Raw genomic sequence first — 24,822 nt, forward strand, 5'->3', positions numbered from 1 at the left:
TAATTAAAACTAGAAATCAGAGTAATATCAATATAATCTGCAAGTGTAGAGGAGAATCAATCGGAAGTGACAGACCATAACGAGAAAGTGAAAGCATATTACGAAGCTTATACGAAAGGAAATCCTGATGCACCGCTAACTTATACGGCCTGGAGCTTCGGCGGAAATAATGCTTTAGCTGACGAACTGGCCGAATTGGTCGTTCAAGGAGTCAAAACGGCAACCTCCTCTAATCATCTGCTATATGAATTAGAGAATGAGCCAATTCCTGAGCCGGGTCTCCATAGTGTCATTCTTGATAGTGCAGGAAACCCTCATGCCGTGATCGAAATTGTTCAGGTAGAAGTGAAATCGTATAAGGATGTTGATGCAGCATTTGCCTATAAGGAAGGAGAAGGTGATCGTTCACTTGCTTATTGGCGTTCAGTCCATGAGCCTTTCTTTACAAAGGAAATGGAAGAGATCGGACGGAGGTTCTCACCAGAAATGCTTGTAGTTTGCGAAGAATTTGCAGTGAGGTTCATTGCTTGAAGGCTGTGAAATCTTTTCTAACCGAATGTAAGATGAAAAAAAAGTCCATTGTCTACTTAGCAGACAATGGACTTTTATATGAATAATGCTTGGAACATTGTAGGGGGAAATCTTAATCATATGTAGAATGTCTTCTTAAGAGGTTAAGTTTTACTTATAATCAGGACTCATATAAGCCCAAAGAAATAAGTAGGGGAGTTTAGGACAGTTGGTTAATTTGGTGAGTAATAGTGAGTAGGGTTTTCCTTTTAAAAGGATGACTTTAAATGCAGCCTGGTACCAATCTAAAGGTTGAAAACACAATGTAGTCCTGCGGAAATAATATAGCATCGTTATAAATCTACTCAATATAAGCTTTTAGCCTTATTAAGAAGGGATAATATAACTTGTGAATTACTTCTATCCATTTTTAAACTGCGTTGATATCAATTACGCTTAATGTAAAAATATAATATCGCTATTTCTATTGCTCATAAATAATTGGCACCCTGCACACACTGTAAACAAGAAGAAACAGTGGAGGGAACCTGATGAAAAAAGCGATAGTTGTATTTGTGTTTCTGCTTGCTTTTTCTGCTTTTACACACCCATCGCAAGCACAACCGACAAAGAATGTAATTGTGGAAACAGAGTATTACGATGACATCGAAGAATTGAAATACCCGCAAGTAAAACATGCGGGAACACCGAAGCTTACAAGAATGATCAACAAGGACTTCCAGGCATATATTGAAAAAGCAGCATTAGCTCGTAAGGAAAATATAGAGGCTGGCAAAAAGTATAAATATGACCCGGATTTTCAGACTGATTTTGAAGTCAAATATAATACGGATCGTAAGCTCAGTATCTTGATGAGCAGTTATATCTTTACTGGAGGAGCGCACGGCTCTACTGCGGTAGAATCGTTTAATTACGACTTGAAAGAAAAGAAACGCGTCTATTTGACGGATATACTGCAGACGCCAAGTCAGCTAAAGAAAGTTCAGCACTATGTCTTCACCTACGCTAAGGCGAGACCAGAGATATTCTATCCGGATTTGAAAAAAGAGGACATCCACCTAAATGAAAAAACAGCGTTCTTTTTTACAGATGAAGGAATAGCCCTTGTCTTCCAGCAATACGATATTGCACCATATGTCTCCGGTAATCAAGTTATCAAAATACCTAAGAAAATATACAGCTAAGAAAGAAGCCATGGAAGTATGCTGCATCCATGGCTTTTTCGGGTATACCTACACTAATAAAATAGAGAAATGGGGAGAACAAATAATGAAGTGGGGAATTCTAGGACCAGGTTCGATTGCACATCATTTTGCGGAAGCATTACAGAAAGAAGGGGAATCCATCCTGGCTGTTGGTGCAAGAAACAAAGAAAAGGGGAAGGCATTTGCAGAGAAATTCGATATACCTAGAGTTTATGAAGGATTCCAGGGTGTGCTTGATGATTCTGAAGTAGATGTTGTATACATAGCGACGCCGCACGCCTTTCATTATGAAACAATCATAGAAGCCTTAAAGCATGGAAAACATGTGCTGGCTGAGAAAGCGATTACAGTGAACGGCAAGCAGCTTGATGAAATCACTACGCTGGCAGCAGAGAAGCAACTGATTGTGGCAGAAGCAATGACAATTTATCATATGCCGATTTATAAAGAACTACATCAATTGATCGATGCTGGTAAAATTGGGGATATTCAGACGCTGAGTGTGAACTTCAATAGTATAAAGGAAAATAATCCCAAAAATCGTTTCTTCAACCCCGATTTAGCAGGCGGAGCACTCCTCGATATCGGAGTCTATGCCTTGTCATTTGTTCGCATGTTTATCCAGGATGAGCCAACTGAAGTCATCAGCACGGTTACGAAGCATGAGACAGGTGTGGACCAGCAGGCTGGAATTATACTGAAGAATAAAAAAGGGCAGCTTGCTACAATTACTTTATCCTTTATGGTGGAATCACCAGAACGTGCTACAGTCATGGGTACAAAGGGATTCATTGATATGGAGAAATTCTCCCGAGCCCAACAGGCTACCGTTTGTTATATAGAGCAAGGCAAAACAGAAACAATAGAAGCAGGGGAGACGGAGAAGGCGCTGCAGTATGAAGTAAGAGCAATGAAGGAACTTATCGAGAAGGATGTTCCACATGTAACATTACCGTATACGAGGGATGTCATGAAGATTATGGATCAGCTTCGGAAACAGTGGGAAATAGAATTTGATTTTGAGTGATAGATAAAAAGCAGGGATCCTCAGGATGCCTGCTTTATTTTTAATTCATAGAAGCTTGCCATGGTGGTCCGAAAGTATGGTTCCAGCCAGAACGCACCGATGCCTAAGGTTAGTATTGTCAATAGTGCCCAACCGATAAAGCTGAGCTGTAACAAAAATAACCTGCCCTTATTGCCGCGCATCTTTTCTTTACTTTCCCGAATAGCCTCAAAAATAGAATAATGTGGATTCTCCCGTAAAATATATAGTGTCTGGGAATAACTTAGATATTTGATGATGCTCGGTACAACCAACAATAGGGTCCAAAAAGTCAGCAGGGCAGTTAGAATCAGTCCTGTCAGCATATACCGCCAGAAACGTTTGAAAGGTGTAAAGATGAAGCCGAAGGTAGGCCGATCTCCTTGGACGAAGCTTTGGAATAGCCAAGTTGTTCCCGTGAAAAGTGGCATAAGCAACACATAATTAAAAAGAGTATCTCTTACAAAACGGAGCGTCTCTTCCTTAATGGTAATCTCTTCTTCAACCACAATAGAAAAGCCAAACCAAGAGTTTGATATTAACTTTATCGTAAATGAAATCACGGAGAAGAGGAAGACTGCAAGTACACTTTTCCCCCAGTTGCCTCTTAGGCTGTCCAAAGCATCCTGCTTCAGAGATTGATTAGTAATCATATAAGTCGTCCCCCGGCCTTTTTAATATATATACGTTATATTTTTATTGAGCATACCACACATTTATGGGGAAGTATGGTTGATTTGGCAGTGAAGTCATGTTAATATTTAACTATCTTGCAAAACAAAGTAGTGGGTTCTTTTTTTTAGTCCAACTATCTTGTAAAACAATATAGTTGAGGAGGAAGCGGATATTGTCATCCAGTCAATTATTAAAAGGCATCCTGGAGGGGTGTCTGCTTGCGATCATTGCTGAGCGTGAAACGTATGGCTATGAAATGGTGGAGAAGCTGGCTTCCTATGGTTTTACCATGGTAAGCGAGGGCAGTATCTATCCATTGCTGCTGCGCATGAAAAAAGAAGGCCTCGTTACGACAACCAGTAAGACATTACCATCAGGCGGACCAAAGCGGAAGTATTATCAGTTAACCTCAGAAGGTCATGCTGAACTGGAAAATTTCAAAGGGAGATGGGCAGACATCTCTACGAGCGTGGATAACATTTTGAAGGGGGATCAATCGTGACATTATCTAAGGAAAGCCAGACATTTCTCGAAAACTTGCGGATTTATCTATTCGCCAGCAACAAAAAAGAAGACGAAGTGAATGAATTAATGGAAGAGCTGGAAGATCACTTGTATGAAGCAGAGCAGAATGGCAAGAGTGTCGAGCATATTATCGGAAAGTCTCCAAAAGCATATATGAAGGAAATAGAAGCAGTGGTGGAAACGGATGGGAGGTTTTGGCTTATATATGTCCCGCTTATCCTGTTGAATGCCTTTGCGTATCTCATCATGAATAAGGCGATAGCGGACGAAAGAGATTATTCCATGCTGGCGCTCATTGGAAATCCCTTAGTATTTATTGTTACCTTACTCTTGCTGTTTGGAATGTATCGCTTTCTAGCAGCAAATAAACTATCTAAAAAGGTAACCGTCATATTATATCTATTGATGGGAATAGCTCCTTTTGTCATGTTCTTAGGGATACTGGTGGGAGATTTCTTCATTGAGACACCAGTGCTTACAATCAGTCCTGCCATGAATATAGCAGTGATTATTGCCGCTTGCATCATTTTCATTGCTGCGGCACTATATTGGAAAGCCTGGATTTCCGTCATCGTTCCAGCGGTTCTCTATATTCCACAGGTAATTTTACGTTACATTGATATAGCTGAGGAAACCAAGTTAATCGTTATACTCGCGATTATTATTGTTTTCTCCCTTTCATTAATAATCTGGCAACTTATTCAGTACAAGAAAGACAATTGACGCATGCTGCGGCATGCGTTTTTATATTGACTGGAAATTGATTTACATGTAATATATATCTTGCAAATGTAATGTATATATTACATAGGAGAGTCGTATCTATGAAAAACAACGTAAAGATAACAAGAATGGAACTGAAAATGACACAGGAGCAGCTGGCCAGGCAAGTACGTGTCACCAGACAGACAATCGGTTTAATCGAAAAAGGAGAGTATAATCCAACACTACAGCTTTGTGTTGCGATTGCAAAAGCGTTAGGTAAGACTCTGGATGATCTATTTTGGGAGGTAAGGTGAAATGGAGAAAACTTGGATTCGGTTTTTGCTGCCGGATGATGAATATAAGCGAAGGAACATGCTCGTTTATTTTGCGGAAGCTGCTATTCTGCAGCTAGTGGTGATGATTGTCTTACTTGTCATATCCCGCTTTGATCCATTCCCTATAAATAGTGTTCTTGTATTACTATGGATGCTGTTCGGGACAATAGCTTACATCTGGATTCGTTATATACTGTCTGGTATGGAGTTCGCTGAAATCATGACTGAAAAAGCTTATCGACGAGAGAGGAAAGTAATCGTAATTAAATCAACGTCATTTCTCCTTGTTATGTGTGCGGGTATTTTGTTTCTTTATATCTTTGGCATGATGTCAGTTCCTTTTATAGAAGGTCTGATGGTACCCTTCATTGCAGCATTACTGCTATTCATAACTAATTATGTATCACTAAGAAGGTCCTACCAGAAAAACAAAGAGCTGATTGAATAACCAGATCATTTACCTGTCTAAGCACTGCATCCCGCAGTGCTTTTTTCGTGTTTTTTTAACAGAGGAAGGAATTTGTTTTTACTTAAGGGAAACAGTAGACAAGACGAAGGAGGAGCGCGGATGATACGTATTGGCCAGCAGTTGACTATTTTCTCACTTATGTTCTTGCTATTATTTGTCCCTGCGGAAGCATTGGCAAACATCAATGAGTACCCAACTTTGGAAAAGGTGAAGAGAGCTGAAGAAGCGGGATTCTCTAAGGAAGGTTTGGCGAAAGTGGATGAATTAATTGAAACTGATATTCAAAATGGGTTCCCGGGTGCATCATTGATCATTATAAAAGACGGAAAGATAGTAAAGGATTCTCGTTACGGCTACCGCCAAGTGTACGACGGACTGGAAGAGCTTACGCATCCAAAGAAAGTCAAAAAGGATACGTTATACGATCTGGCTTCCAATACGAAAATGTACGCCACCAACTTTGCACTGCAGCATCTGGTCAGTGAGGGAGAAATCAGGTTGACGGATAAGGTCAGTGATTACATTCCGGAATTCAAGGATGAGGCTAATGCAGCGATAAAAGGAAAGGATACAATCCTAATACAAGATCTGCTGCAGCATCAGGCAGGTTTCCCGGCGAGTATCGAGTTTCATAATCCAGATAGAGCAGGAGCTCTTTATTCACAGGATCGAGAGCGAACAATCGGACTTCTGCCTAAAGTTCCGCTCCAATATGAACCAAGAACAAACCATCTGTACAGCGACATTGATTATATGCTCCTTGGTGCCATAGTGGAACGCGTGACAGGAGAACGGCTGGATAAGTATGTAGAAGAAACCTTTTATGAGCCGCTTCGTTTGAAAAAAACAATGTTCAATCCATTGGAAAATGGTGTGAAGGTAAAAGATGTGGCTGCGACAGAACGGCTCGGTAACACAAGAGATGGGTATTTCTCTTTCCCGAATATCAGGACGGAAACGATAATCGGAGAAGTGCATGATGAGAAGAGCTATTATGCAATGGATGGTATATCCGGTCACGCGGGACTCTTCTCGACGACGAACGATATGGCTGTTTTGCTGCAAGTCATGCTGAACGGCGGAGGGTATGGCAAACAGGAATTTTTTGATGAAGATGTGATCGAGGCGTTTACGGCGGCTTCTCCTACAAATGAAACGTATGGACTTGGCTGGCGCAGGAACGGGGATGAGGGGACCATGGATTGGATGTTCGGTTCGTTGGCAAGTGATGCAGCTTATGGTCATACGGGCTGGACTGGTACAGTAACGATCCTCGACCCGGAATATGACCTAGGGATTGTGCTGCTGACGAATAAGAAGCACACGCCTGTGCTTGATCCGGCAGCAAATAGTAATCTGTTTGCTGGTGACGAATATGCTACAGGCGATTATGGACCAGTAGTCCAGGCAATATATGAGGCGATGGAATAAGACACGGTCATAGACCGTGTCTTTTCATGTGATAACGAGAGCCCGTCTACCCATTGCATCATATACACGTATAAAGTGGGCTTTCTCTACTCTTATATGTTCGCCGCTTTTTTCTGTTGATTCACAGTCATGGAAATAAACGTAGTTTTCATCCGTACCGGTGACAACGATGCAATGCAGCGGTCGGGGTGCTTGAACAACCTTCCCAGCCGGAGTGTGCCAGATGCGGGGAGTGGGCATGTCATGATGAATGGTAAACCAGACTAATACAGGGCATTCATTTGACACATGGGTTTCAATTACCTCGAATGCCTCTCCATACAGTGCCAAACTGCCGGACCGGTACGTATCTGCTGCTTGTTTCAGCGGATTAGGATTTATCGTAATACCATTATCGAATGGGTCGCCGACAAAACCATCCTCCGGATCGCCCCATATGCGGATTGTCCCATCCTCATTCCGCTCTACAGATGTGTTATCCATGGGCATTTCCCGGGCTAATGAAAGTTTATCGACAGCTTCTCCATAATAAGACAGAGCCATTGCCAGCGCCGTTACTTCGCACCCGGAAGGCAGTTCAGGTCGCTGTTTGATATAAGGAACAGTCAAAAGTTTCATAAGCATCCTCCAAATTGTATCTCAGCGGCTTTGAACCTCTGCTTTGATTAGGTTTTGTCGTTTAATATGCGATTCGTAAAAGCCAGCGCGAGTCGTTTTATAATATGGATATGACCAAAGGTGACTAATTGTTGTAAAACTGCCTAACAGATACCAGCCGATGAAGCTTAACTGCATCAGGAATAATTCCCCTCTTTTACCTTCCATGCGGCGCTTACTTTCATTTATGGCTTCCATCGCACTGAGATCAGGTTCGTCTTTTAAGATATAAATAGTTTGAGAATAGCTGTAATATCTTAAAATACCAGGAATGATAAGCAGAAGAGACCAAAGAGTTACCAAAATCATTTTCAGTAATCCAGTTGTAAATAGCTTAGGGAAGTACCTAAAGGTCGTGAACATCAAAGAGAACGGTGCATGTTCCTTGCGAACAAGATGAAGGTACATCCAGCTCGTTCCGACAAACAACGGCATAAAGAATGTATAACAAATTATGTATACTATACCCATAGTAATTAGCAGAGCTAAATCTTCTTCTCTAGGATAAGTTAGAAGGAGAATGAATACATGTAACACCAAGGCTATGAAAATAATGATTACGTATAATAGTATTCCAGACCCAACACCTTTTCCCCAGTTATTTGCCAGTCCATCCAATGCTTTTTTCTTCAAGTCTTGATTGCTTGTCATCTACAAAACCTCCACATTTTTAACTCCATATTGGAAAAACATGTATTATCATATCATTTAGAAATTCGATATGGAGATGTCAAGGTTAATATTTCCAAAAATAATTAATACTGCCTATTGAGTGATTGAGCGAATATACTTATGCACCCAAAGACAGATGTAGCCTGATACCTACTTTGATATAATGGACAGACAATAGCATAGAGGACTCAAGGGTGGTCGGCTCACTTATCCCTCCAGGGAGGGAGGTGATGCCTCTGACAGTATTCGAGACGCTGACGCTGATGATTTCTTTCGGTACGCTGGTTGTTGCGATTATGTCTGATAATAACCAAAAAAAATAACCACCCTTGAGTGACAGCTCATGATGGGTAGGTTATTTTTTCGCTCTTCTGTGGGTCGATTCCTTTGAGGAATCCTTGCTATTGCTTGACCGTTTGGTGTTACCAGCACCAGATGGTCTTTTTTTCGTTATTATCTTATGCACATTCTATCGTAAATAAACCTTGTTGTCATGTGTTTTATGTATGCTTGAAATGTCCAAACCGAATACCTCAGCAAACCCAGTTCTCCCTGTCTCGGTAAGCAGGAGTGCTCGCGATTCAGGCTTTCTTCTTAGCCAGTCCAATTCCAGAAAGCGTTCCAGCATGGCACTTCCTAATGCGCCAGCGACGTGATGCTTGCGCTCGCTCCAGTCCAAGCAGCAATGACTGAATGAACGTCTTTTTCTTCGGGCTGTTTCCACGTCGATACCAAAGCTTGAAAAGAAGATTTCTCCGTTAGCCGTCAGGTTGAATTGATCGCGATCTTGAATTACATAGCCGCTATCAACTAGAGCGTTCGCAACCAGTATGCCAAGTGAGCCAGCTAAATGGTCATAGCAAGTCCTTGCGTAGCGGATAGCTTGGTCTTCTGTTGCCTGCTTTAAGGAGGAAACTCGAGCTGTCGGGGTGATCGTCAGCAGAGATTCGATTACTTTTGCAATGGCAGGATCTTTTAATCCGTAATAACGGTGGCGGCCCTGCTTGGTCTGACCAAGGAAACCGGCTTCTTCTAGCTTTTTCAGGTGAAAACTGGCTGTTTGCGGCGTGATACCGGCAGCACGGGCCAGTTCACCTGAAGTATGGAATCGGCCGTCTAGCATGTAAGTGAGCATGATACTCCGGGACGGTTCACTAAGCAGGCTAGCAGCAGCTGCGACATGTTGAGGATGCAAAGTCATTCTCCTTTCCTGACATCCACATTTCGATGACGCTCGTAATATCTTTATTTTAAGCTAAAGATGGAAAGGAGAGAAGCAAGATGATGGAAACCAAAACAATTAATCCTAAAATTTTATATTATGGCAACCCTGTTGTCCTGCTAACGACAGTGAATGAGGATGGAACGACGAATATCAGTCCAATTTCCTCTTCCTGGGCATTGGATCATTTTCTTGTTATCGGCCTTGGTACAACGGGAAAGGCATATGAGAATCTGCAGCGAAAAAGAGAATGTGTGCTGAATATTCCTAGTCCTGATTTATGGCAGCACGTTGAAAGGCTTGCTGCTTGCACCGGTAAAGAGACCGTTCCTTCAGATAAAGCGGCGTATGGATACGTCTACGTAAAAGATAAATTCCACACTGCTGGTTTGACGAGAAAATCCACCTCGGTTGTGAGTGCAGAGGCTATTGCGGAATGCCCGCTGCAGATTGAAGCAGAAGTACGACATATTAGAGAACCAGATTATATGGAAAGTATAGCGATTATAGAGCTGGAAGCTGCAGCCATCCATGCACAGGAAGGCATTATAAAAGAGGGTAAGCATATAGATCCGAGTAAGTGGAGTCCGCTCATTTACAACTTCCGTCATTACTTTGGCCTTGGGGAAGAATTAGGCAAGACAGCACGAGCATGATGGAAGAACCCCCTCGTCGAATAGATGAGGGGGTTCTTTTATTTAACGAGTAATAGTTCTTGGAAATTTGTAAAATCCTGAATAATGCCACCAGAACCAAGCTTGTTCTGTTCAAAGGTTTCACGATTTTTACCAAAAGGATCGATTGCAATAACTGTACCGATTCCAGCTTTTTTCGCGGCAGTAAGACCTGAAAAGGCGTCCTCGATTACAAGGCACTCGTTTGGCTGGAGACCTAGCTTTTTCGCTGCTATTAGGAAGATATCAGGAGCGGGTTTTCCCGGGAAACTGCCATCATCGAATGTAACAGTTTCAAAATCGAACCACCTGTCCAGCTTGAATACGTCAAAGTAAAAGGCTACATTTTCTTTCACTGTTGCTGTGGCGATCGTACGAGGCATGCCCTGTGCTTTCAGGTGATCTAAAATCTCGGCCAAACCTTTTGTCAGCACCAGATCCTTTTCATTTTGCAGACATAGCTCCCGGTAAAGACCTTCTTTTTCATCCGATAGCTTCCGGATATCTTCACTTGTGAGGTCCTTATTGATGAAGTGCCGTAAAATTTCACTATTTGTTCGACCGTGGATATTTGTAAAGATTTCTTCATCTGTTATGGTTGCTGCAGCATACTTGCGGATCATATGGAACCAAGCTTGCTCATGTAAATGGGAATCCAGGAACATGGTACCGTTGAAATCAAAAATGACGCCCTTCAATTTTATTCCCCCTTATGCCTTTTGTGGTAATTGCACCTCAACATACTGCTCATAATGCGCCTGAACGTCTGCGCGCAGCTTATCATCCGTTATTAAGTAATCCATATCATGCAAGTTGTAAAATACATAGAAATCTTCCCGATTGAATTTCGTATGATCGACAAGCAAGTACTTACTGCGAGAATTGTTCAGCGCAATCTGATGCGCTTCACCTTCTTCAATACTGTAGGTAGAAATCTCTTCATTATGGACACCGTTCGCGCTGATAAAAGCCTTCGTAAAATTGAGCTTTTGCAAGCTGCTATTTACAAGTGGCCCAACAAACGTACCGGTATTCTTGCGGAAGTCACCACCTATCAGCATAATCTCCGCTGTATCACTCTGGGTCAAGATCTCAAACACAGGATAGCTATTCGTGATAATTCTGATTTTCTTATGAAGTAAGTGGCGGGCAAGCAGTTCAATCGTCGTTCCTGGCCCAAGAAAAACCGTATCTCGATCGCTTATGACCGAAGCAGCTAGTGCAGCAATCTGTGTTTTTTCCTCTACCTGGACATCTAGCTTTTCCACGTGGGACAACTCCTGATCCATTGCATGGGTGATACTTTGTGCCCCGCCATGTATCCTTACGAGCTTACCTGCCTTATCTAATTCATCCAAATCTCTGCGGATTGTCATATCTGAAACGTTCAATTCGTGGATGATATCGTTGACTGTTATGATTCCTTGTTTGTTGACGATGTCCACTATTTTCAATAAACGCTCTCTTTTCAACATATTTTCACCTCAAAACTTTAAACATAACTTATCATATGCAAGTTTAAGCAGTCAATAAAAATAAACAAATACAAACAGAGAAATGTTCGTGTTACGCACTAATTTGCCTAATTTTAGAAAATATATCGTTGACAGGTTAATTGTATCCGTTTACAATAAACGAAAGATAACAAAAACAAACAATAATTCACTACTTAAACAAACATTTTGAAGGAGGAATCCGATTATGTATAAGTTGCCTGAGGATTTCATATTTGGAGGAGCAACAGCAGCCTATCAAGCAGAGGGCGCGACGAAGGAAGGCGGTAAGGGGCCGGTAGCCTGGGATGAGTTCCTGGAGAAGCAAGGTCGATTCAGTCCCGATCCTGCCAGTGACTTTTATCATCAATACCCAGAGGACATCAGACTTTGTGAGAAATTCGGTGTGAATGGTATCCGTATTTCCATTGCTTGGACAAGAATCTTCCCGGATGGAACTGGAGAAGTGAATCAAGAAGGCGTTGATTTCTACCATAATCTTTTCGCAGAGTGTCAAAATCGGAATATCACAGCCTTCGTCACCTTACATCACTTCGACACACCGAAGACACTGTTCGATAAAGGAGATTTCTTGAATCGGGACAACTTGGACGCCTTCGTCGACTATGCGGCGTTCTGTTTCAAGGAATTCCATGAAGTTCACTACTGGAGCACTTTCAATGAAATTTATCCAGTTGCGACAAATCAGTACTTGCTAGGGACATTCCCTCCGTCGGTAAAAAGTGATTTCTCAATGATTATCCAATGCTTGCATAATATGATGGTTGCCCATGCACGGACGGTTAACTTGTTCAAGGACAATAATTACCCTGGTGAGATTGGGGTCGTGCATTCTTTAGAAACAAAATATCCAGCAACAGACTCACCGGAAGATCAGCATGCGGCTTTCTTGGATGATGCACTTTCCATCCGCTTCCTCTTGGATGCTACATATCTCGGATACTATTCAGATAAGACGATGCAGGCGCTCGAAGAAATTGCTGAAGCGAATGGAGCAACATATGAATTCCTGGAAGAAGATTTTGAGATTATGAAGAAGGCATCCCGCCGAAATGATTATCTTGGTATCAACCATTACCAGTGCCACTTCGTAAAAGCGTATGATGGCGAAACGCAGATTCATCACAATGGAACAGGAGACAAAGGGACTTCTGTTTACAAAGTGAAAGGTATTGGAGAACGGATTTACAAAGAAGGTTTGAAGCGTACAGATTGGGATTGGCTGATTTATCCGGAAGGTATGTATGACATCCTTGTGCGTATAAAAGAGGATTATCCTCATTACAAAAAAATTTATATCACGGAAAATGGTATGGGCTACAAAGATGAGTTCGAGGATGGCGTCATTATGGATGAGGCGCGGATTGACTATTTGAAAGTCTATATGGAAGCGATCGGCAAGGCGATTGAGGATGGAGTAAATGTAAAAGGTTACTTCCTCTGGTCTTTGATGGATCTGTTTTCTTGGACAAATGGTTATAACAAACGCTACGGATTATTCTATGTCGATTTCGAAACGCAAAAGCGTTATCCGAAGGCTTCTGCTTACTGGTACAAGCGGCTTAGTGAGACAAAGACAATCAGTTGATCTTCTGCACGGTGGTTCCTGCTCGCCGTGCTTTTCCGAAATTAATATAAAGCAAGCATTCTAGGAGGATTATTATGACAAAAGAATCATTACAAATGCTAGGTTTTGAGATTGTAGCATATGCCGGGGATGCGCGCAGCTCGCTCATGAAATTGCTGCGGGAAGTGCGGACAGGTAACTTCGAGAATGTAGAAGAAGAGTTGAAAAATGCGGATGAAAACCTTAAATTGGCTCACAATGCACAAACACAGATACTGGCAGATGAGGCAGCTGGCAAGGATATGGATATTGGCTTCATCTTCATCCATGGTCAGGATCATTTGATGACAACATTGCTTCTTCGGGAGCTTGTACAGGACTTCGTCGAGCTCTACCGCAAAACGAGTTAAAGAGGAGGAAGTAGGATGAAAGGGATTATTGGACAAATTGAAAAAGGGAAACCGTTCTTCGAGAAGGTTTCCCGAAATATCTATCTTGGGGCAGTTCGTGATGGTTTCCTGACCGCAATGCCTGCAATTCTGTTCGCAAGTATTTTCATCCTTCTGGCAGCTTTGCCTGAAGTACTGGGATTTGCCTGGCCGGAAAGTGTTTCGACATGGCTGTGGAAAGTATATAACTATTCCATGGGTGTGGTAGGCTTGCTGGTTTCCGCTACTACAGCCAGAAGTCTAAGTGAATCAGTGAACCGGAAAATGCCAAAGAATAAAGTTATCAACTCGACATCAGCAATGCTTGCATCCATTGTTGGGTTCATGCTATTGAGCGTTTCGCAGATCGACGGCGGATTCTCTGCCGAATACATGGGAACCAAAGGTTTACTGGCATCATTTGTATCCGCTTTCATAACGGTTAATGTCTATCGTTTCTGTGTATTGAAAAATATCACGATCAAAATGCCAAAGGAAGTACCAGGAACGATCTCCCAGACATTCAAGGATATTTTCCCGTTCGCATTCTCTGTCCTTGGTATGGTCATTATCGACTTGATTGTTCGTACTACATTGAATGTGCCATTCGCAGAAGCACTAGTCAAATTGCTTTCCCCATTATTCACTGCGGCCGACGGCTACCTTGGTATCATGATCATCTGGGGTATGATGGCATTCTTCTGGTTTGTCGGTGTGCACGGTCCGTCTATCGTTGAACCAGCGATTGCTGCCATCATCTATGTCAATGTAGAGGCTAATCTGCAACTATATAATGCAGGAGAGCAGGCATCCAATGTCTTGACAGTAGGCCTTGGTAACTTTGTAGGTACGATGGGCGGAACAGGTGCCACGCTTGTAGTACCGTTCATCTTCATGCTCTTGGCAAAATCCAAGCAGCTGAAGGCAGTTGGTAAGGCGTCCTTCATACCAGTTAGCTTTGCGGTGAACGAGCCATTATTATTCTCGGCGCCGATCATCCTGAATCCGTATTTCTTCATTCCATTCTTGCTGACACCGATGATCAACGTATGTATCTTTAAATTCTTCGTTGATGTCATCGGCATGAATAGTTTCATGTATGTCCTGCCCTGGGCCACGCCGGCACCAATAGGTCTTGTGCTCGGAACCGGAATGGGACTATGGTCGTTCGTGCTAGTGTTGACCTTGATTGTCGTAGACTTCTTGATTTATCTGCCATTCTGTAAGGTATACGACAAAGAGCTCGTCATGGAGGAAGCGCGCAACGCGCAGCTGGAAGCAGCGGCGGCAAGAACGCAGCCAGCGATGGCTTCCGCAGTAAGCGGCATTGCAGCAACGCAAGCAGCAGTAGAATTGGAAGAAACAGAATCTGTTTCAAATGAAGTAAAACCTACAAACGTCCTCGTCCTTTGTGCAGGTGCTGGTACAAGTGCCATGCTAGCCAATGCTTTAACAGAAGGAGCCGAACAATTCAGCGTACCGATCTCTGCGTCTGCTGGAGCATACGGCTCGCATTATGAAATCATGCAAGATTACGATATGGTCATCCTGGCACCGCAAGTAGGATCGTATTTTGAAGATATAAAAGAAGATACTGATCGTCTCGGTATTAAATTAGCTGCAACAAAAGGCGCAGAATATATCAGTTTGACACGTGATCCAAAGAAAGCAGTGGATTATATCATCGATCAGCTTAAATAAACAGGAGGAGAAACCTTTGAAAAAAAATTTCATATTGCTGTTTGTTTTATTGTTAAGTTTCGCGGGTGCATTTGCAGGAGTTCAGCCGGCTGAGGCAGCTGGCTATGACAGCTCCTTCATCCGAGGTGCAGATATATCCACGCTGGCGGATATGGAGAAGGCTGGAGCGAAGTATTATGAGAACGGAATGCAGAAGGATCCCTTGCAAATCTTAAAGGATAACGGAGCTAACTATGTCCGACTGCGCATTTGGAATGATCCGAAAGATGCTGCAGGCAATACGTATGGTGCGGGTACAAATGATTTGAAAACGACAATCGATTTGGCCAAGCGAGCTAAAGCAAAAGGTATGAAGGTATTGCTTGATTTCCATTACAGCGATTTCTGGGTTGATCCTGGTAAGCAAAACCTGCCGAAAAGCTGGCAGGGATTATCCTTCGAACAGCTTAACACGAAGGTATATGATTATACGTATAGCGTGCTTGCCGAAATGAAGAAACAAAATGTCTACCCGGATATGGTTCAGATAGGAAATGAATTAAATAGCGGCATGCTGTGGCCTCATGGCAAGAGCTGGGGAGAAGGCGGCGGTGAATTCGACAGACTGGCAGCTTTCCTCAAGTCCGGTATTAAAGCGGTGAGGGATACAGAGCCGAAAGATACCACTTTGATGCTGCATTTGGCGGAGGGCGGTAATTATGAGACCTTTAAATGGTGGTTCGACGAAATTACTGCCCGCAATGTGGAATACGATACAATTGGAATTTCCTATTATCCTTATTGGCACGGTACGCTTGATGACTTGGAAACAAATATGAACAATATATCCAAGCGTTATGGAAAAGATGTCATTGTTGTCGAAACAGCATATGGCCATACGACGGGTAACGCCGATGCAAAGGAAAATGCATTTGGTCAGGAAGAAGCTGCAACAGCTGGTTATGCAGCAACCCCGAAAGGACAACATAACTTCATGCAGGATCTGGTAACATCTATCCAGCAAGTGCCGAATAAGAAGGGAACCGGATTCTTCTACTGGGAGCCACTATGGAATAACGGAAAAGTATCCTGGGCTACGACCGCTGGTATGAATTATCTCGGCGTTACAGATGATCCGGGTAATGAGTGGGATAACCAAGCAATCTTTGATTTCAATGGAAATGCATTGGATGCTGTGAAGATTTTTGGTACACCGAATGCAGCTGCTCAAACTAATTATGCGAAGAATCCCAGCTTTGAATCAGGCGGTTCCACTGGAACTCCTGCTGATTGGACAAAATGGACTGCTTCTGGAACAACAGGCACAGCTGTCAAAACAGAAGCTGATGCACTTGATGGGAATTACAAGTTATCGTTCTGGGATGCAAAAGCATATGAAGCTTCTGTCTACCAGCAGCTGACTGGTTTGCCGAATGGCACGTATAAACTATCTGCTTGGGTAAAGTCTGGCGGTACACATACAACTTCTGAGATCTATACGAAGAATGGCAGTTTACAGCTGAAACAGACAATACCCGGCGCTGCTGCAGATTGGACAAAAGTAACGCTTGATAATGTCAAAGTCACAGACGGTAAATTAGAGATTGGCATCTACAACAAAGCTCAAGCGAACGCTTGGCTGAATGTCGATCACATAAAGCTCCAGAAAAAATAAAGAACAGCCCGCAGCTAATACTGCGGGCTGTTCTTATTCTGTTGTCAGTGCTTCAAGAGAGTCCAGAATATGATCAATCAGATTCGGCAGATCCTCCATCTGATTCTCGTTGACTTTCCTGTCAAAGCGCACTTCAGCAGTATTTTGATAATGCTTTTGCTGTTTATCGTACGTATATTGCAGCGTTTGTTCCGGCCGGCTTGGCGGCGTCCAAATCTGAGTCAGGATAGACTCGATTTCAGGACATTCTGTATCAGGCTCTTCTACTGTCATATAGAAGAATAATCGTAAGGTACAGCCAGGATTCTTTTCTGGCTCTTCCAGAATCTCATCTGCCAAATCACGTAAAGAAGCCTCCAGACAGATTTCAGCTGTCACTTCCGCATTTTCCTGCAATGTGAACCCGAGACGGAATTCCCGCGACATTGTAGCCATTTCCATGCGGTCATGACGGGATACAATGGTTATTTCCTTATCTAAGTTATCCAAATCATAAAGCTGATTCTCGAAAGCGACTTTCAAGTTATCAAATACAGTAGGATCGAACATCGTGCAGGACCTCGCTTTATCTATATGAGAAAACTCTAGCATAAGCCCGATATAGAAACAATCTTTACCCAGGGGTGCTAGTAAAAACTGTCCGCATTCGTTACAATTTTATGGAAGACAAATGAGGTGAAGAACGTGTTTAAGATACTATTGATCGAGGATGACAAAAGTCTGTTCGAAGAAATAAAAACGCGATTGACGCAATGGTCTTATGAGGTGCATGGGATAGAAGACTTTGGACAGGTAATGAAGGAGTTCTCCAGTGTGCAGCCGGAATTAGTACTGATTGATATCCAGCTCCCAAGCTATGATGGTTTCCATTGGTGCCGTATGATAAGGGCGCATTCCAATGTTCCGATCATCTTCCTGTCGTCCCGGGATCATCCAATGGATATGGTCATGGCGATGCAGCTGGGCGGAGATGATTTTGTCCAAAAGCCGTTCCATTTTGAAGTGCTAATCGCAAAAATCCAGGCTATTCTTCGGCGTGTTTACAACTATAATACCGATAGCGTGACATTGAAAACGTGGAATGGCGCAACGGTTGATTATGAGAAAAATGAAGTAGAGAATGAGACTGGCAAAGTAGAATTGACGAAGAATGAAATGTACATCCTGAAGCTTTTGGTAGAACAGAAAAACAAGATTGTCTCCCGGGAAAAGCTTATTACAAGTCTATGGGATGACGAGCGTTTTATCAGTGATAATACATTGACTGTTAACGTGAATAGACTGCGGAAGAAGCTGGATGACATCGGACTGGGACAGCAGATTGAAACCAAAGTAGGACAAGGCTACTGTGCATTGGAGACAGGTCAATGATTCGAAAATATCTTCGGGATAAAGCCAGCTGGATAGGCATGTTCGTCCTGCTTTCCGGATTGCTGCTGTTAGTGGCGTATGTGGATACGACGATTCCTTTTGATTCTATTTTTTATGTACTTCTGCTGTTTTGGCTGCTTCTTACGGTATTCCTCTTCTTCCGTTATCACCGGGAAACACGCTTTTATCGCAGCTTGAATGATTGGGAGAAGAGTCTGGATGTTTCGACGCTGCCAGATCCAGATCGGCCATACGAATATATCGTTCACGAAAGTCTCCAAGAGCAAGTGAATTTCCTGAATCGAACTTCTTCTGATCGACGGGAGATGTTAGAGCGGGAGAAGGATGAACTGCTATCCTGGATTCATGAAGTAAAGACACCGCTGACTGCTATGCAGCTGATCATTGATCGTATGGAAGATGATGCACTGAAGCAGCAGCTGACATATGAATGGCTGCGCGTGCACATGCTGCTCGATACACAAATCCATCAGAAGCGTATCTCATTCATCGAGAATGACTTATATATAGAAGAAATCGAATTGCCCACTGTCATCAGTCAGGAAATCCGTTCCTTGCGTTCGTGGTGTATGCAGAAGGGTATCGGATTCGACCTTGATTTGCAGACAGAAGTAGTGCTGAGTGATACAAAATGGCTCACGTTCATTCTGCGCCAGCTGCTATCCAATGCGGTAAAGTACAGTGAAAACAGCGACATTCATATTTCTAGTGAGAAAATCGATGATCATGTGCAGATTCGTATTCAGGATCATGGTATAGGGATTGATGCAAAAGACTTGCCGCGTATATTTGATCAAGGGTTCACATCCACTATCCAGCACAATAAGGCTGCCACCGGCATGGGGCTTTATTTGACCAAGAAAGCGGCAATACCGCTGAAAATCAAAGTGGATGTAGCTTCTGAACTCGGGAAGGGTACATGTGTTACACTTACTTTCCCGAAACGAAACGATATGGTCGGCATGACTGGCGTGTGACAGGATTGTCACACGCTTTTGTTCGTTTGTTAGCTGAAAAGCAGGAGCATATGGTAAAGCATCCGTATACTTGAGGTAACAAATCAGACAAAGAGGTGCGAAACAATGGGAATTCTAGAAGCCACAAGAGTCCAGAAGAATTACGGAAATAAATTCAATAAACAGGAAGTACTGCGAGGTGTCGACCTAAGTATCGAGGAGGGAGAGTTCGTCGGCATCATGGGTTCTTCCGGATCTGGTAAGACGACGCTGCTGAACGTGCTTTCTTCCATCGACCGTGCAAGCGGCGGAACTATCCTGATCCAAAACAACGAGATTACAAACATGAAAGAGAAGCAGCTGGCTGAATTTCGCAAGAACCATCTTGGATTTGTATTCCAGGACTATAACTTGCTTGATACGCTGACAGTGAAGGAGAACATACTGCTTCCTTTATCTATCAAAAAAGTACCCAAAAAAGAGGCTGATCGCAAATTTGAGGAAGTAGCTAATCAGCTCGGTATCTTGGAGCTGCAAAATAAATATCCAAGCGAGATCTCCGGGGGGCAAAAACAGCGGACTTCTGCTGCGCGTGCATTCATCCATGAGCCAAGCATCATCTTCGCAGATGAACCGACAGGTGCACTTGATTCGAAATCTGCATCTGATTTGTTGAACAAGCTTAGCTCCTTGAATGCAAATCGAAAGGCAACCATTGTTATGGTCACGCATGATCCGGCAGCAGCCAGCTATTGCAGCCGCGTCATTTTCATCAAGGATGGTCAGATTTATACACAGCTGAACAAGGGTCAGCAGGAGCGCCAAGCTTTCTTCAGAGACATCATGTCTACACAAGGTGTCCTCAGCGGGGTGCAAAATGAGCATTAATAGTCTGATACTCCGCAATCTGAAGAAAAACCTGCGTAACTATTATCTTTATGTATTTGCTTTGATTTTCAGTGCTGGTCTATATTTTGCATTTGTTACGCTACAGTATGACAAGTCGATGGATCCTGTAGAAGGTTCGGTAAAAGGCGGAGCAGGGATAGCTACCGCTTCGGTGCTTCTCATCTTTATCGTTGCAGTATTCTTGCTGTACGCAAATACGATTTTTATCAAGCAGCGCAGCAAGGAAATCGGTCTGTTTCAGCTGATTGGTATGACGAAAAATAAGATTTTTAGATTATTAAGCGCAGAAAATGCCATCCTTTATTTTGGCAGTCTCTTAATTGGTATCCTATTGGGATTTGCCGGTTCAAAGCTTTTAATCATGATCTTGTTTAAAGTTACAGGTGTGGAAGGAATAGCATCACTGTCCTTTTCATCAAGAGCATTACTTCAAACGCTGTTAGTATTCCTTTGTATTTACGTACTTATCATGCTGATGAACATACTCTTTATCAAACGCCAGACCATTCTTTCATTGTTTCACGTGAAATCAAAAACAGAAATGACTGCGCGGAAGCTGTCTGCTTTCCAAGTCATCATCGGAATTTTAGGGATTGCACTGATTGCGGTGGGATACGCTGTCTCGGGCAAGCTGTTTGATGGTGATTTCACCTCCATGGTGGAATTGTTCGGAGCTATGTTCTTTATCTTGTTCTGTGTCATTCTTGGTACTTACTTGTTCTATAAAGGATCTGTTGCGTTCCTGGTAAGTCTTATTAGGAAGCAAAAAGGCGGCTATCTGAATATTAAGCAGGTACTGTCTCTTTCATCCATCATGTTCCGTATGAAGTCCAATGCGATGCTGCTTACCATCATTACTACTGTATCTGCGTTAGCAATTGGCTTACTGTCCTTGAGTTATATCACGTTCTATTCAGCGGAAGAAACAGCTTATAACTATACAGGGGGAGAAGATTTCTCCTTGCTGACAGAGAGCGATGCTGAAGCCTTTCGTCAGGCTATGGAAGACAACAAGATTGCTTATACGGAACATAAAGCCGAAGTGTACACAGTACAACTCAATATAGACGACATTCTACAAACAGAGCTGGAGCTGAACTTTAACGCGTCTATGATGGATACAGCTGTTATAAGCGAGAAGGCAGCGGGTTTGGATGTAGCTCCAGATGAATTGAAACTAACCGGATATAATGAGCTGCTGCAGCGTTTTATGTCTCTAAAAGATGAAGGCGATGTTGTTGTCCATGGGAAAGAGTCCGAAACGACACTCCACTACACAGGGCTTGAGGACGAATATCCAATCTCCAACTATTACACCATGGGCGGTCTGCCGACAATGATTGTCGATGATGCCTTGTTCCAGGAATTGAAGCAGGATATTAATCCAGATTTGAATCAAGGCTATCATTGGTATTTCGGCTATACAATCGAAAATAATGATCAGCTGCAAAAGGCAAATGATATATTCAACGGTTTGGATCTAGAAGCAAAGGATAACAGTGAATCTAGAATCGATATACTCGAAGACCAGAAATCAACAATTGGTTTAACGTTATTCATCGTCGGCTTCCTTGGTCTGACTTTCCTGATTACGTCCGGCTGTATCCTCTACTTCAAGCAGATGGATGAAGCAGAAAGCGAGAAACCGAATTACACGATCCTCCGCAAGCTTGGATTCACAACAACCGATCTTCGCCGCGGTATCCAGCACAAGCAGCTATTCAACTTCGGAATTCCGCTCGTCATCGGACTTTTGCACAGCTACTTTGCTGTCCAATCTGGCTGGTTCCTGTTTGGTTCAGTCATGCTGACACCGATGATAGTCGTGATGGTGATTTATACACTGTTGTATTCCATCTTTGGTATTCTTTCGGTTGTTCATTATAACAAGGTAATCAAACAATCGCTTTAAACTATGGGGCTGCCGGGCAGCCCTTATTACTTGGAGGCAAGTAATATGACGATCTACCAATTGATCTATCGCAATACCAAACGGAATATACGCCACTATGGACTTTATTTTTTCGCACTTGTATTCAGCGTCGGATTGTATTTCGCATTTTTGACAATGCAGTTTGATGCTTCTATGGGCTCGATTGAAGATTCTATAAAAGTCAGTGCAGCAATACAGGTAGCCTCCATGATGCTGTTGTGGATTGTAGCTGTTTTTCTTATCTATGCCAATAGGCTTTTAATCAAACGCAGATCAAAGGAAATCGGTTTGTACGAGTTGGTTGGAATGACAAAGCATCGGATAGCTTTTTTGCTTGGCGTAGAAAATGCGATTTTATATTTGGGAAGTTTAATCTTAGGGGTCTTTGCAGGGTATTTGGGATCTAAATTACTCACTATGATTCTCTATAAACTGACAGGGCTTGAAAATATAGCGGAACTGAATCTTTCAGCTTCGGCGCTAAAATGGACTATTCTCGTTTTCAGTTTACTCTACTTGCTTTTGATGACCATGACGACTTTCCAAATAAAAAGGCAAACCTTGCTTTCTCTTTTCCTTGTGCGTGATACGTCTGAAACAGCTGGGAAACGCATTACTTGGTGCCAGATGGTGATCGGCATAGCTGGAATACTCTTTATCCTATTCGGTTATTATTTGTCTACAAGGCTGTTCGGCGGTGATTTTGATGCAACGAATGAGTTGATGATGCTAATGCTGATCATTCTGACATTCTGTATTGCTGGTACATATCTTTTCTTTAAAGGATCTGTTACGTTCCTGCTGATGCTATTTCGTAAACGTAAGGGTGGGTATCTTTCTATCAAGCAGGTTCTATCTTTAGGGAGTATAATGTTCCGGATGCAGACAAATGCTTTCTTGCTTACAGTCATCACAACAGTATCAGCACTGGCAATTGGATTTCTGTCTCTGGCTTATATTACGTATTATTCTGTAGGCAAAGATGGAGATGCGCTGACCGCGGGAGCAGACTTTGTCTTTATAGCAAAAGAGGATGCGAATAGTTTTGAACACTTGCTTATGGAATCAGGCATTCAGGGGCAGGTGAAGGAAACGTCAACGTTGGAGCTTAGCGTTGATTTAACTGATATACTTGCGAAGGGTGCAGGAATTACAGCAGAGCAGCAATTCTTGGTTATACCAGATAGTCAAGCAGGCATGGATGTATCGAGAGGGCAGATGGTATTGACAGGTCAAAGTGATCGGTTAAAGCGCTCGATGAAATTCAAGTCTGGAGAGATGCAGATTTTAGGAGAAGCTGAACGTACCTTGCAGCTGGTAGACATCCACGACACTTATCAAGTCCCTTCTTTTCTTTCCTTTGGTGCTCCGATAGGCGTTTTAAATGAAGGAGATTATAGGCAGCTGCAAGAGATTTCTTCTGTGATATCACAATCCTTTTTCAAAGTGATTGTACAGGATTATGAGGACAAAGAGGATGCAGCTCAATTATTTCGGGAGCAGCAATTTGATGACAACGCTGTTTCAAAAGTGCTGGCGGCGGAGCAGCAGAAGATGCAGATGGGTCTGTATTTATTCATCGTCGGGTTCCTTGGTCTGGCATTTCTCATCACATCCGGCAGCATTTTGTATATCAAGCAGATGGATGAAGGTGATAGCGAACAACAAACTTACACCATTCTACGTAAGATAGGCTATACAAAAAATGATCTTAGGAAAGGCATCGTGCATAAACAGCTTTTCAACTTCGGTATTCCATTACTGATTGGCTTGTCTCATAGCTATTTTGCTGTGAAGTCCGGCTGGTTTTGGTTCGGTTCGTCTCTATGGATCCCGATGCTGGTTGTAATGGTTGTTTACACATTCTTATATGCCATTTTTGGTGCTCTTTCTGTTATGTATTACAAGCAGATTATTGCAAAATCCCTCTAGGGCAGTCAACAGACTGTCCTTTTTTCGTGTCAGGATCCATAAGTTTTCTGTGGTTTCCAAAGGGTATAGGAGAAGAAGAGTATGATACATACTAGTGCTAGAAAAGGAGGAGAATCGAATGAGGATACTGATGATTCTGCTTGCGACAGTTTTCGTACTCAGTGCGTGTGGTAATAATGAATCACAAACGCAAGATAGCCAGGGTGCCAATGATACGGAACATATGCAGCATGATGAATCCGGAAAATTGTCGGAGGGACTGGAGCAAGCAGATGATCCTGAATTTCCGCCTGGCAGCAAAGCCATTATACAAGCTGACCATATGGAAGGTATGAAAGGTGCAGAAGCGACAATCGTGGGTGCATTTGATACATATGCTTATGAAGTGACGTATACGCCAACGAATGGCGGCAAGCACGTTGATCACCATCGCTGGGTGATTCAGGAAGAGCTGAAGGAACCGGGTGACCATCCCTTAGAACCGGGAATAGAGGCTACGCTTGAGGCAGACCATATGGAAGGCATGAAGGGTGCAACTGCGATTGTGGAAAAAGTAGAGGATACAACAGTATATATGGTCGACTATGCTTCGACACTCACAAGTGAAGAAGTGAAAAATCATAAGTGGCTGACGGCAGAAGAGTTGGCACCGTTAAAAGAATAGCTCCATAGCGGGGCTATTTTTTATGG

General features: G+C 42.8%; 27 protein-coding genes. 20 read left to right on the top strand and 7 right to left on the bottom strand.

Translation table 11 applies throughout. From position 1 onward, the window contains the following. The first annotated feature begins 66 nt into the window (after positions 1-66). The 3 genes from ACH6C1_RS00590 (at position 67) to ACH6C1_RS00600 (ending at position 2,763) form a co-directional block, all read left to right on the top strand. Positions 67-531: an ASCH domain-containing protein gene (locus tag ACH6C1_RS00590; protein WP_374073679.1), complete on the top strand. Its 465-nt coding sequence runs from the start codon at positions 67-69 to the stop codon at positions 529-531. Between the two features lie 530 nt (positions 532-1,061). Next, on the top strand, positions 1,062-1,715 hold the full coding sequence (locus tag ACH6C1_RS00595; RefSeq protein WP_374073681.1) for a DUF3298 and DUF4163 domain-containing protein: 654 nt from the start codon (positions 1,062-1,064) through the stop codon (positions 1,713-1,715). Positions 1,716-1,800: 85 nt separating this feature from the next. Further along, positions 1,801-2,763 (top strand): Gfo/Idh/MocA family protein, encoded by a 963-nt coding sequence (locus ACH6C1_RS00600; RefSeq protein WP_374073683.1) that lies wholly within the window; start codon positions 1,801-1,803, stop codon positions 2,761-2,763. Between the two features lie 20 nt (positions 2,764-2,783). On the opposite strand, the gene ACH6C1_RS00605 is transcribed toward ACH6C1_RS00600, so the two are convergent. Continuing rightward, a complete protein-coding gene (locus tag ACH6C1_RS00605) occupies positions 2,784-3,434 on the bottom strand; it encodes a DUF975 family protein (RefSeq protein ID WP_374073685.1) in 651 nt (216 codons plus the stop codon). A gap of 194 nt (positions 3,435-3,628) precedes the next feature. On the opposite strand from ACH6C1_RS00605, the gene ACH6C1_RS00610 reads away from it, so the two are divergent. The 5 genes from ACH6C1_RS00610 to pbp4b all read left to right on the top strand — a co-directional run bounded on the left by ACH6C1_RS00610 (position 3,629) and on the right by pbp4b (position 6,921). Then, positions 3,629-3,958, top strand: a complete 330-nt coding sequence (locus ACH6C1_RS00610; RefSeq protein ID WP_374073687.1) for a PadR family transcriptional regulator — start codon at positions 3,629-3,631, stop codon at positions 3,956-3,958. After that, positions 3,955-4,704 carry an HAAS domain-containing protein gene (locus ACH6C1_RS00615; protein WP_374073689.1) on the top strand — a complete coding sequence of 250 codons (750 nt, stop codon included), beginning with the start codon at positions 3,955-3,957 and terminating at the stop codon, positions 4,702-4,704. The genes ACH6C1_RS00610 and ACH6C1_RS00615 overlap by 4 nt, the downstream gene beginning before the upstream one ends. A gap of 101 nt (positions 4,705-4,805) precedes the next feature. Further along, positions 4,806-5,000: a helix-turn-helix transcriptional regulator gene (locus ACH6C1_RS00620; protein ID WP_374073691.1), complete on the top strand. Its 195-nt coding sequence runs from the start codon at positions 4,806-4,808 to the stop codon at positions 4,998-5,000. A gap of 1 nt (position 5,001) precedes the next feature. Beyond that, positions 5,002-5,469, top strand: a complete 468-nt coding sequence (locus ACH6C1_RS00625; RefSeq protein WP_374073693.1) for a hypothetical protein — start codon at positions 5,002-5,004, stop codon at positions 5,467-5,469. A 159-nt stretch (positions 5,470-5,628) separates the two neighbouring features. Then, on the top strand, positions 5,629-6,921 hold the full coding sequence (gene pbp4b / locus ACH6C1_RS00630) for a penicillin binding protein PBP4B (protein ID WP_374075521.1): 1,293 nt from the start codon (positions 5,629-5,631) through the stop codon (positions 6,919-6,921). A 24-nt stretch (positions 6,922-6,945) separates the two neighbouring features. On the opposite strand, the gene ACH6C1_RS00635 is transcribed toward pbp4b, so the two are convergent. Together ACH6C1_RS00635 and ACH6C1_RS00640 are read right to left on the bottom strand one after the other, a co-directional pair. After that, entirely contained in the window at positions 6,946-7,539 is a 594-nt protein-coding gene (locus tag ACH6C1_RS00635) for a C39 family peptidase (RefSeq protein WP_374073695.1), read from the bottom strand. A 21-nt stretch (positions 7,540-7,560) separates the two neighbouring features. Beyond that, entirely contained in the window at positions 7,561-8,229 is a 669-nt protein-coding gene (locus ACH6C1_RS00640; protein WP_374073697.1) for a DUF975 family protein, read from the bottom strand. Between the two features lie 251 nt (positions 8,230-8,480). On the opposite strand from ACH6C1_RS00640, the gene ACH6C1_RS00645 reads away from it, so the two are divergent. Continuing rightward, positions 8,481-8,573 carry a putative holin-like toxin gene (locus ACH6C1_RS00645; protein WP_374073699.1) on the top strand — a complete coding sequence of 31 codons (93 nt, stop codon included), beginning with the start codon at positions 8,481-8,483 and terminating at the stop codon, positions 8,571-8,573. Positions 8,574-8,719: 146 nt separating this feature from the next. Here ACH6C1_RS00645 and ACH6C1_RS00650 read toward each other — a convergent pair whose 3' ends face one another. Next, complete coding sequence (locus ACH6C1_RS00650; protein ID WP_374073701.1) at positions 8,720-9,451, bottom strand: ArsR/SmtB family transcription factor; 732 nt, start codon at positions 9,449-9,451, stop codon at positions 8,720-8,722. Positions 9,452-9,531: 80 nt separating this feature from the next. On the opposite strand from ACH6C1_RS00650, the gene ACH6C1_RS00655 reads away from it, so the two are divergent. Further along, the gene (locus ACH6C1_RS00655; protein ID WP_374073702.1) at positions 9,532-10,128 is read left to right on the top strand and encodes a flavin reductase family protein; all 597 of its coding nucleotides are present in this window, start codon (positions 9,532-9,534) and stop codon (positions 10,126-10,128) included. A gap of 38 nt (positions 10,129-10,166) precedes the next feature. On the opposite strand, the gene ACH6C1_RS00660 is transcribed toward ACH6C1_RS00655, so the two are convergent. Both ACH6C1_RS00660 and ACH6C1_RS00665 read right to left on the bottom strand, forming a co-directional pair. Then, positions 10,167-10,844, bottom strand: coding sequence for an HAD family hydrolase (locus ACH6C1_RS00660; RefSeq protein ID WP_374073704.1), 678 nt, complete (start codon positions 10,842-10,844; stop codon positions 10,167-10,169). 12 nt (positions 10,845-10,856) lie between these two features. Continuing rightward, a complete protein-coding gene (locus ACH6C1_RS00665; RefSeq protein ID WP_374073706.1) occupies positions 10,857-11,621 on the bottom strand; it encodes a DeoR/GlpR family DNA-binding transcription regulator in 765 nt (254 codons plus the stop codon). 226 nt (positions 11,622-11,847) lie between these two features. Here ACH6C1_RS00665 and lacG point away from each other — a divergent pair, with 226 nt between their 5' ends. The 4 genes from lacG to ACH6C1_RS00685 all read left to right on the top strand — a co-directional run bounded on the left by lacG (position 11,848) and on the right by ACH6C1_RS00685 (position 17,010). After that, on the top strand, positions 11,848-13,248 hold the full coding sequence (lacG, locus tag ACH6C1_RS00670) for a 6-phospho-beta-galactosidase (RefSeq protein ID WP_374073708.1): 1,401 nt from the start codon (positions 11,848-11,850) through the stop codon (positions 13,246-13,248). 74 nt (positions 13,249-13,322) lie between these two features. Beyond that, on the top strand, positions 13,323-13,637 hold the full coding sequence (locus tag ACH6C1_RS00675) for a PTS lactose/cellobiose transporter subunit IIA (protein WP_095221919.1): 315 nt from the start codon (positions 13,323-13,325) through the stop codon (positions 13,635-13,637). Positions 13,638-13,652: 15 nt separating this feature from the next. Beyond that, positions 13,653-15,356, top strand: a complete 1,704-nt coding sequence (locus tag ACH6C1_RS00680; protein ID WP_374073710.1) for a PTS lactose transporter subunit IIBC — start codon at positions 13,653-13,655, stop codon at positions 15,354-15,356. 16 nt (positions 15,357-15,372) lie between these two features. Beyond that, positions 15,373-17,010 (top strand): glycosyl hydrolase 53 family protein, encoded by a 1,638-nt coding sequence (locus ACH6C1_RS00685; RefSeq protein WP_374073712.1) that lies wholly within the window; start codon positions 15,373-15,375, stop codon positions 17,008-17,010. A gap of 33 nt (positions 17,011-17,043) precedes the next feature. Here the strand turns inward: ACH6C1_RS00685 and ACH6C1_RS00690 are convergent, their stop codons facing one another. Continuing rightward, entirely contained in the window at positions 17,044-17,559 is a 516-nt protein-coding gene (locus tag ACH6C1_RS00690) for a hypothetical protein (RefSeq protein ID WP_095221916.1), read from the bottom strand. Positions 17,560-17,694: 135 nt separating this feature from the next. On the opposite strand from ACH6C1_RS00690, the gene ACH6C1_RS00695 reads away from it, so the two are divergent. From ACH6C1_RS00695 to ACH6C1_RS00720, 6 genes are all read left to right on the top strand, one after another. Further along, the gene (locus tag ACH6C1_RS00695; protein ID WP_374073715.1) at positions 17,695-18,381 is read left to right on the top strand and encodes a response regulator transcription factor; all 687 of its coding nucleotides are present in this window, start codon (positions 17,695-17,697) and stop codon (positions 18,379-18,381) included. Beyond that, positions 18,378-19,379 (top strand): sensor histidine kinase, encoded by a 1,002-nt coding sequence (locus tag ACH6C1_RS00700; RefSeq protein WP_374073717.1) that lies wholly within the window; start codon positions 18,378-18,380, stop codon positions 19,377-19,379. Before ACH6C1_RS00695 ends, ACH6C1_RS00700 begins: the two co-directional genes overlap by 4 nt. 105 nt (positions 19,380-19,484) lie before the next feature. Continuing rightward, positions 19,485-20,246: an ABC transporter ATP-binding protein gene (locus tag ACH6C1_RS00705; protein ID WP_374073720.1), complete on the top strand. Its 762-nt coding sequence runs from the start codon at positions 19,485-19,487 to the stop codon at positions 20,244-20,246. After that, positions 20,236-22,179, top strand: a complete 1,944-nt coding sequence (locus ACH6C1_RS00710) for an ABC transporter permease (protein WP_374073723.1) — start codon at positions 20,236-20,238, stop codon at positions 22,177-22,179. Before ACH6C1_RS00705 ends, ACH6C1_RS00710 begins: the two co-directional genes overlap by 11 nt. A 45-nt stretch (positions 22,180-22,224) precedes the next feature. Next, positions 22,225-24,132, top strand: coding sequence for an FtsX-like permease family protein (locus ACH6C1_RS00715; RefSeq protein WP_374073725.1), 1,908 nt, complete (start codon positions 22,225-22,227; stop codon positions 24,130-24,132). A 118-nt stretch (positions 24,133-24,250) separates the two neighbouring features. Continuing rightward, positions 24,251-24,796 (top strand): YdhK family protein, encoded by a 546-nt coding sequence (locus ACH6C1_RS00720; RefSeq protein WP_374073727.1) that lies wholly within the window; start codon positions 24,251-24,253, stop codon positions 24,794-24,796. The last annotated feature ends 26 nt before the right edge of the window (positions 24,797-24,822 follow it).

Origin of the sequence: Terribacillus sp. JSM ZJ617, from assembly GCF_044383785.1 — a bacterium.
In the GTDB taxonomy this organism is placed as follows: Bacteria; Bacillota; Bacilli; order Bacillales; family Amphibacillaceae; genus Terribacillus.

Excerpts from the sequence above, each read along its gene's own strand:
- ACH6C1_RS00595 (WP_374073681.1), top strand. The coding sequence starts at position 1,062 with ATGAAAAAAGCGATAGTTGTATTTGTGTTTCTGCTTGCTTTTTCTGCT.
- ACH6C1_RS00600 (WP_374073683.1), top strand. The coding sequence starts at position 1,801 with ATGAAGTGGGGAATTCTAGGACCAGGTTCGATTGCACATCATTTTGCG.
- ACH6C1_RS00605 (WP_374073685.1), bottom strand. The coding sequence starts at position 3,434 with ATGATTACTAATCAATCTCTGAAGCAGGATGCTTTGGACAGCCTAAGA.
- ACH6C1_RS00620 (WP_374073691.1), top strand. The coding sequence starts at position 4,806 with ATGAAAAACAACGTAAAGATAACAAGAATGGAACTGAAAATGACACAG.
- ACH6C1_RS00625 (WP_374073693.1), top strand. The coding sequence starts at position 5,002 with ATGGAGAAAACTTGGATTCGGTTTTTGCTGCCGGATGATGAATATAAG.
- pbp4b (WP_374075521.1), top strand. The coding sequence starts at position 5,629 with ATGTTCTTGCTATTATTTGTCCCTGCGGAAGCATTGGCAAACATCAAT.
- ACH6C1_RS00635 (WP_374073695.1), bottom strand. The coding sequence starts at position 7,539 with ATGAAACTTTTGACTGTTCCTTATATCAAACAGCGACCTGAACTGCCT.
- ACH6C1_RS00640 (WP_374073697.1), bottom strand. The coding sequence starts at position 8,229 with ATGACAAGCAATCAAGACTTGAAGAAAAAAGCATTGGATGGACTGGCA.
- ACH6C1_RS00645 (WP_374073699.1), top strand. The coding sequence starts at position 8,481 with ATGCCTCTGACAGTATTCGAGACGCTGACGCTGATGATTTCTTTCGGT.
- ACH6C1_RS00650 (WP_374073701.1), bottom strand. The coding sequence starts at position 9,451 with ATGACTTTGCATCCTCAACATGTCGCAGCTGCTGCTAGCCTGCTTAGT.
- ACH6C1_RS00655 (WP_374073702.1), top strand. The coding sequence starts at position 9,532 with ATGATGGAAACCAAAACAATTAATCCTAAAATTTTATATTATGGCAAC.
- ACH6C1_RS00665 (WP_374073706.1), bottom strand. The coding sequence starts at position 11,621 with ATGTTGAAAAGAGAGCGTTTATTGAAAATAGTGGACATCGTCAACAAA.
- lacG (WP_374073708.1), top strand. The coding sequence starts at position 11,848 with ATGTATAAGTTGCCTGAGGATTTCATATTTGGAGGAGCAACAGCAGCC.
- ACH6C1_RS00675 (WP_095221919.1), top strand. The coding sequence starts at position 13,323 with ATGACAAAAGAATCATTACAAATGCTAGGTTTTGAGATTGTAGCATAT.
- ACH6C1_RS00680 (WP_374073710.1), top strand. The coding sequence starts at position 13,653 with ATGAAAGGGATTATTGGACAAATTGAAAAAGGGAAACCGTTCTTCGAG.
- ACH6C1_RS00690 (WP_095221916.1), bottom strand. The coding sequence starts at position 17,559 with ATGTTCGATCCTACTGTATTTGATAACTTGAAAGTCGCTTTCGAGAAT.
- ACH6C1_RS00700 (WP_374073717.1), top strand. The coding sequence starts at position 18,378 with ATGATTCGAAAATATCTTCGGGATAAAGCCAGCTGGATAGGCATGTTC.
- ACH6C1_RS00705 (WP_374073720.1), top strand. The coding sequence starts at position 19,485 with ATGGGAATTCTAGAAGCCACAAGAGTCCAGAAGAATTACGGAAATAAA.
- ACH6C1_RS00710 (WP_374073723.1), top strand. The coding sequence starts at position 20,236 with ATGAGCATTAATAGTCTGATACTCCGCAATCTGAAGAAAAACCTGCGT.
- ACH6C1_RS00715 (WP_374073725.1), top strand. The coding sequence starts at position 22,225 with ATGACGATCTACCAATTGATCTATCGCAATACCAAACGGAATATACGC.
- ACH6C1_RS00720 (WP_374073727.1), top strand. The coding sequence starts at position 24,251 with ATGAGGATACTGATGATTCTGCTTGCGACAGTTTTCGTACTCAGTGCG.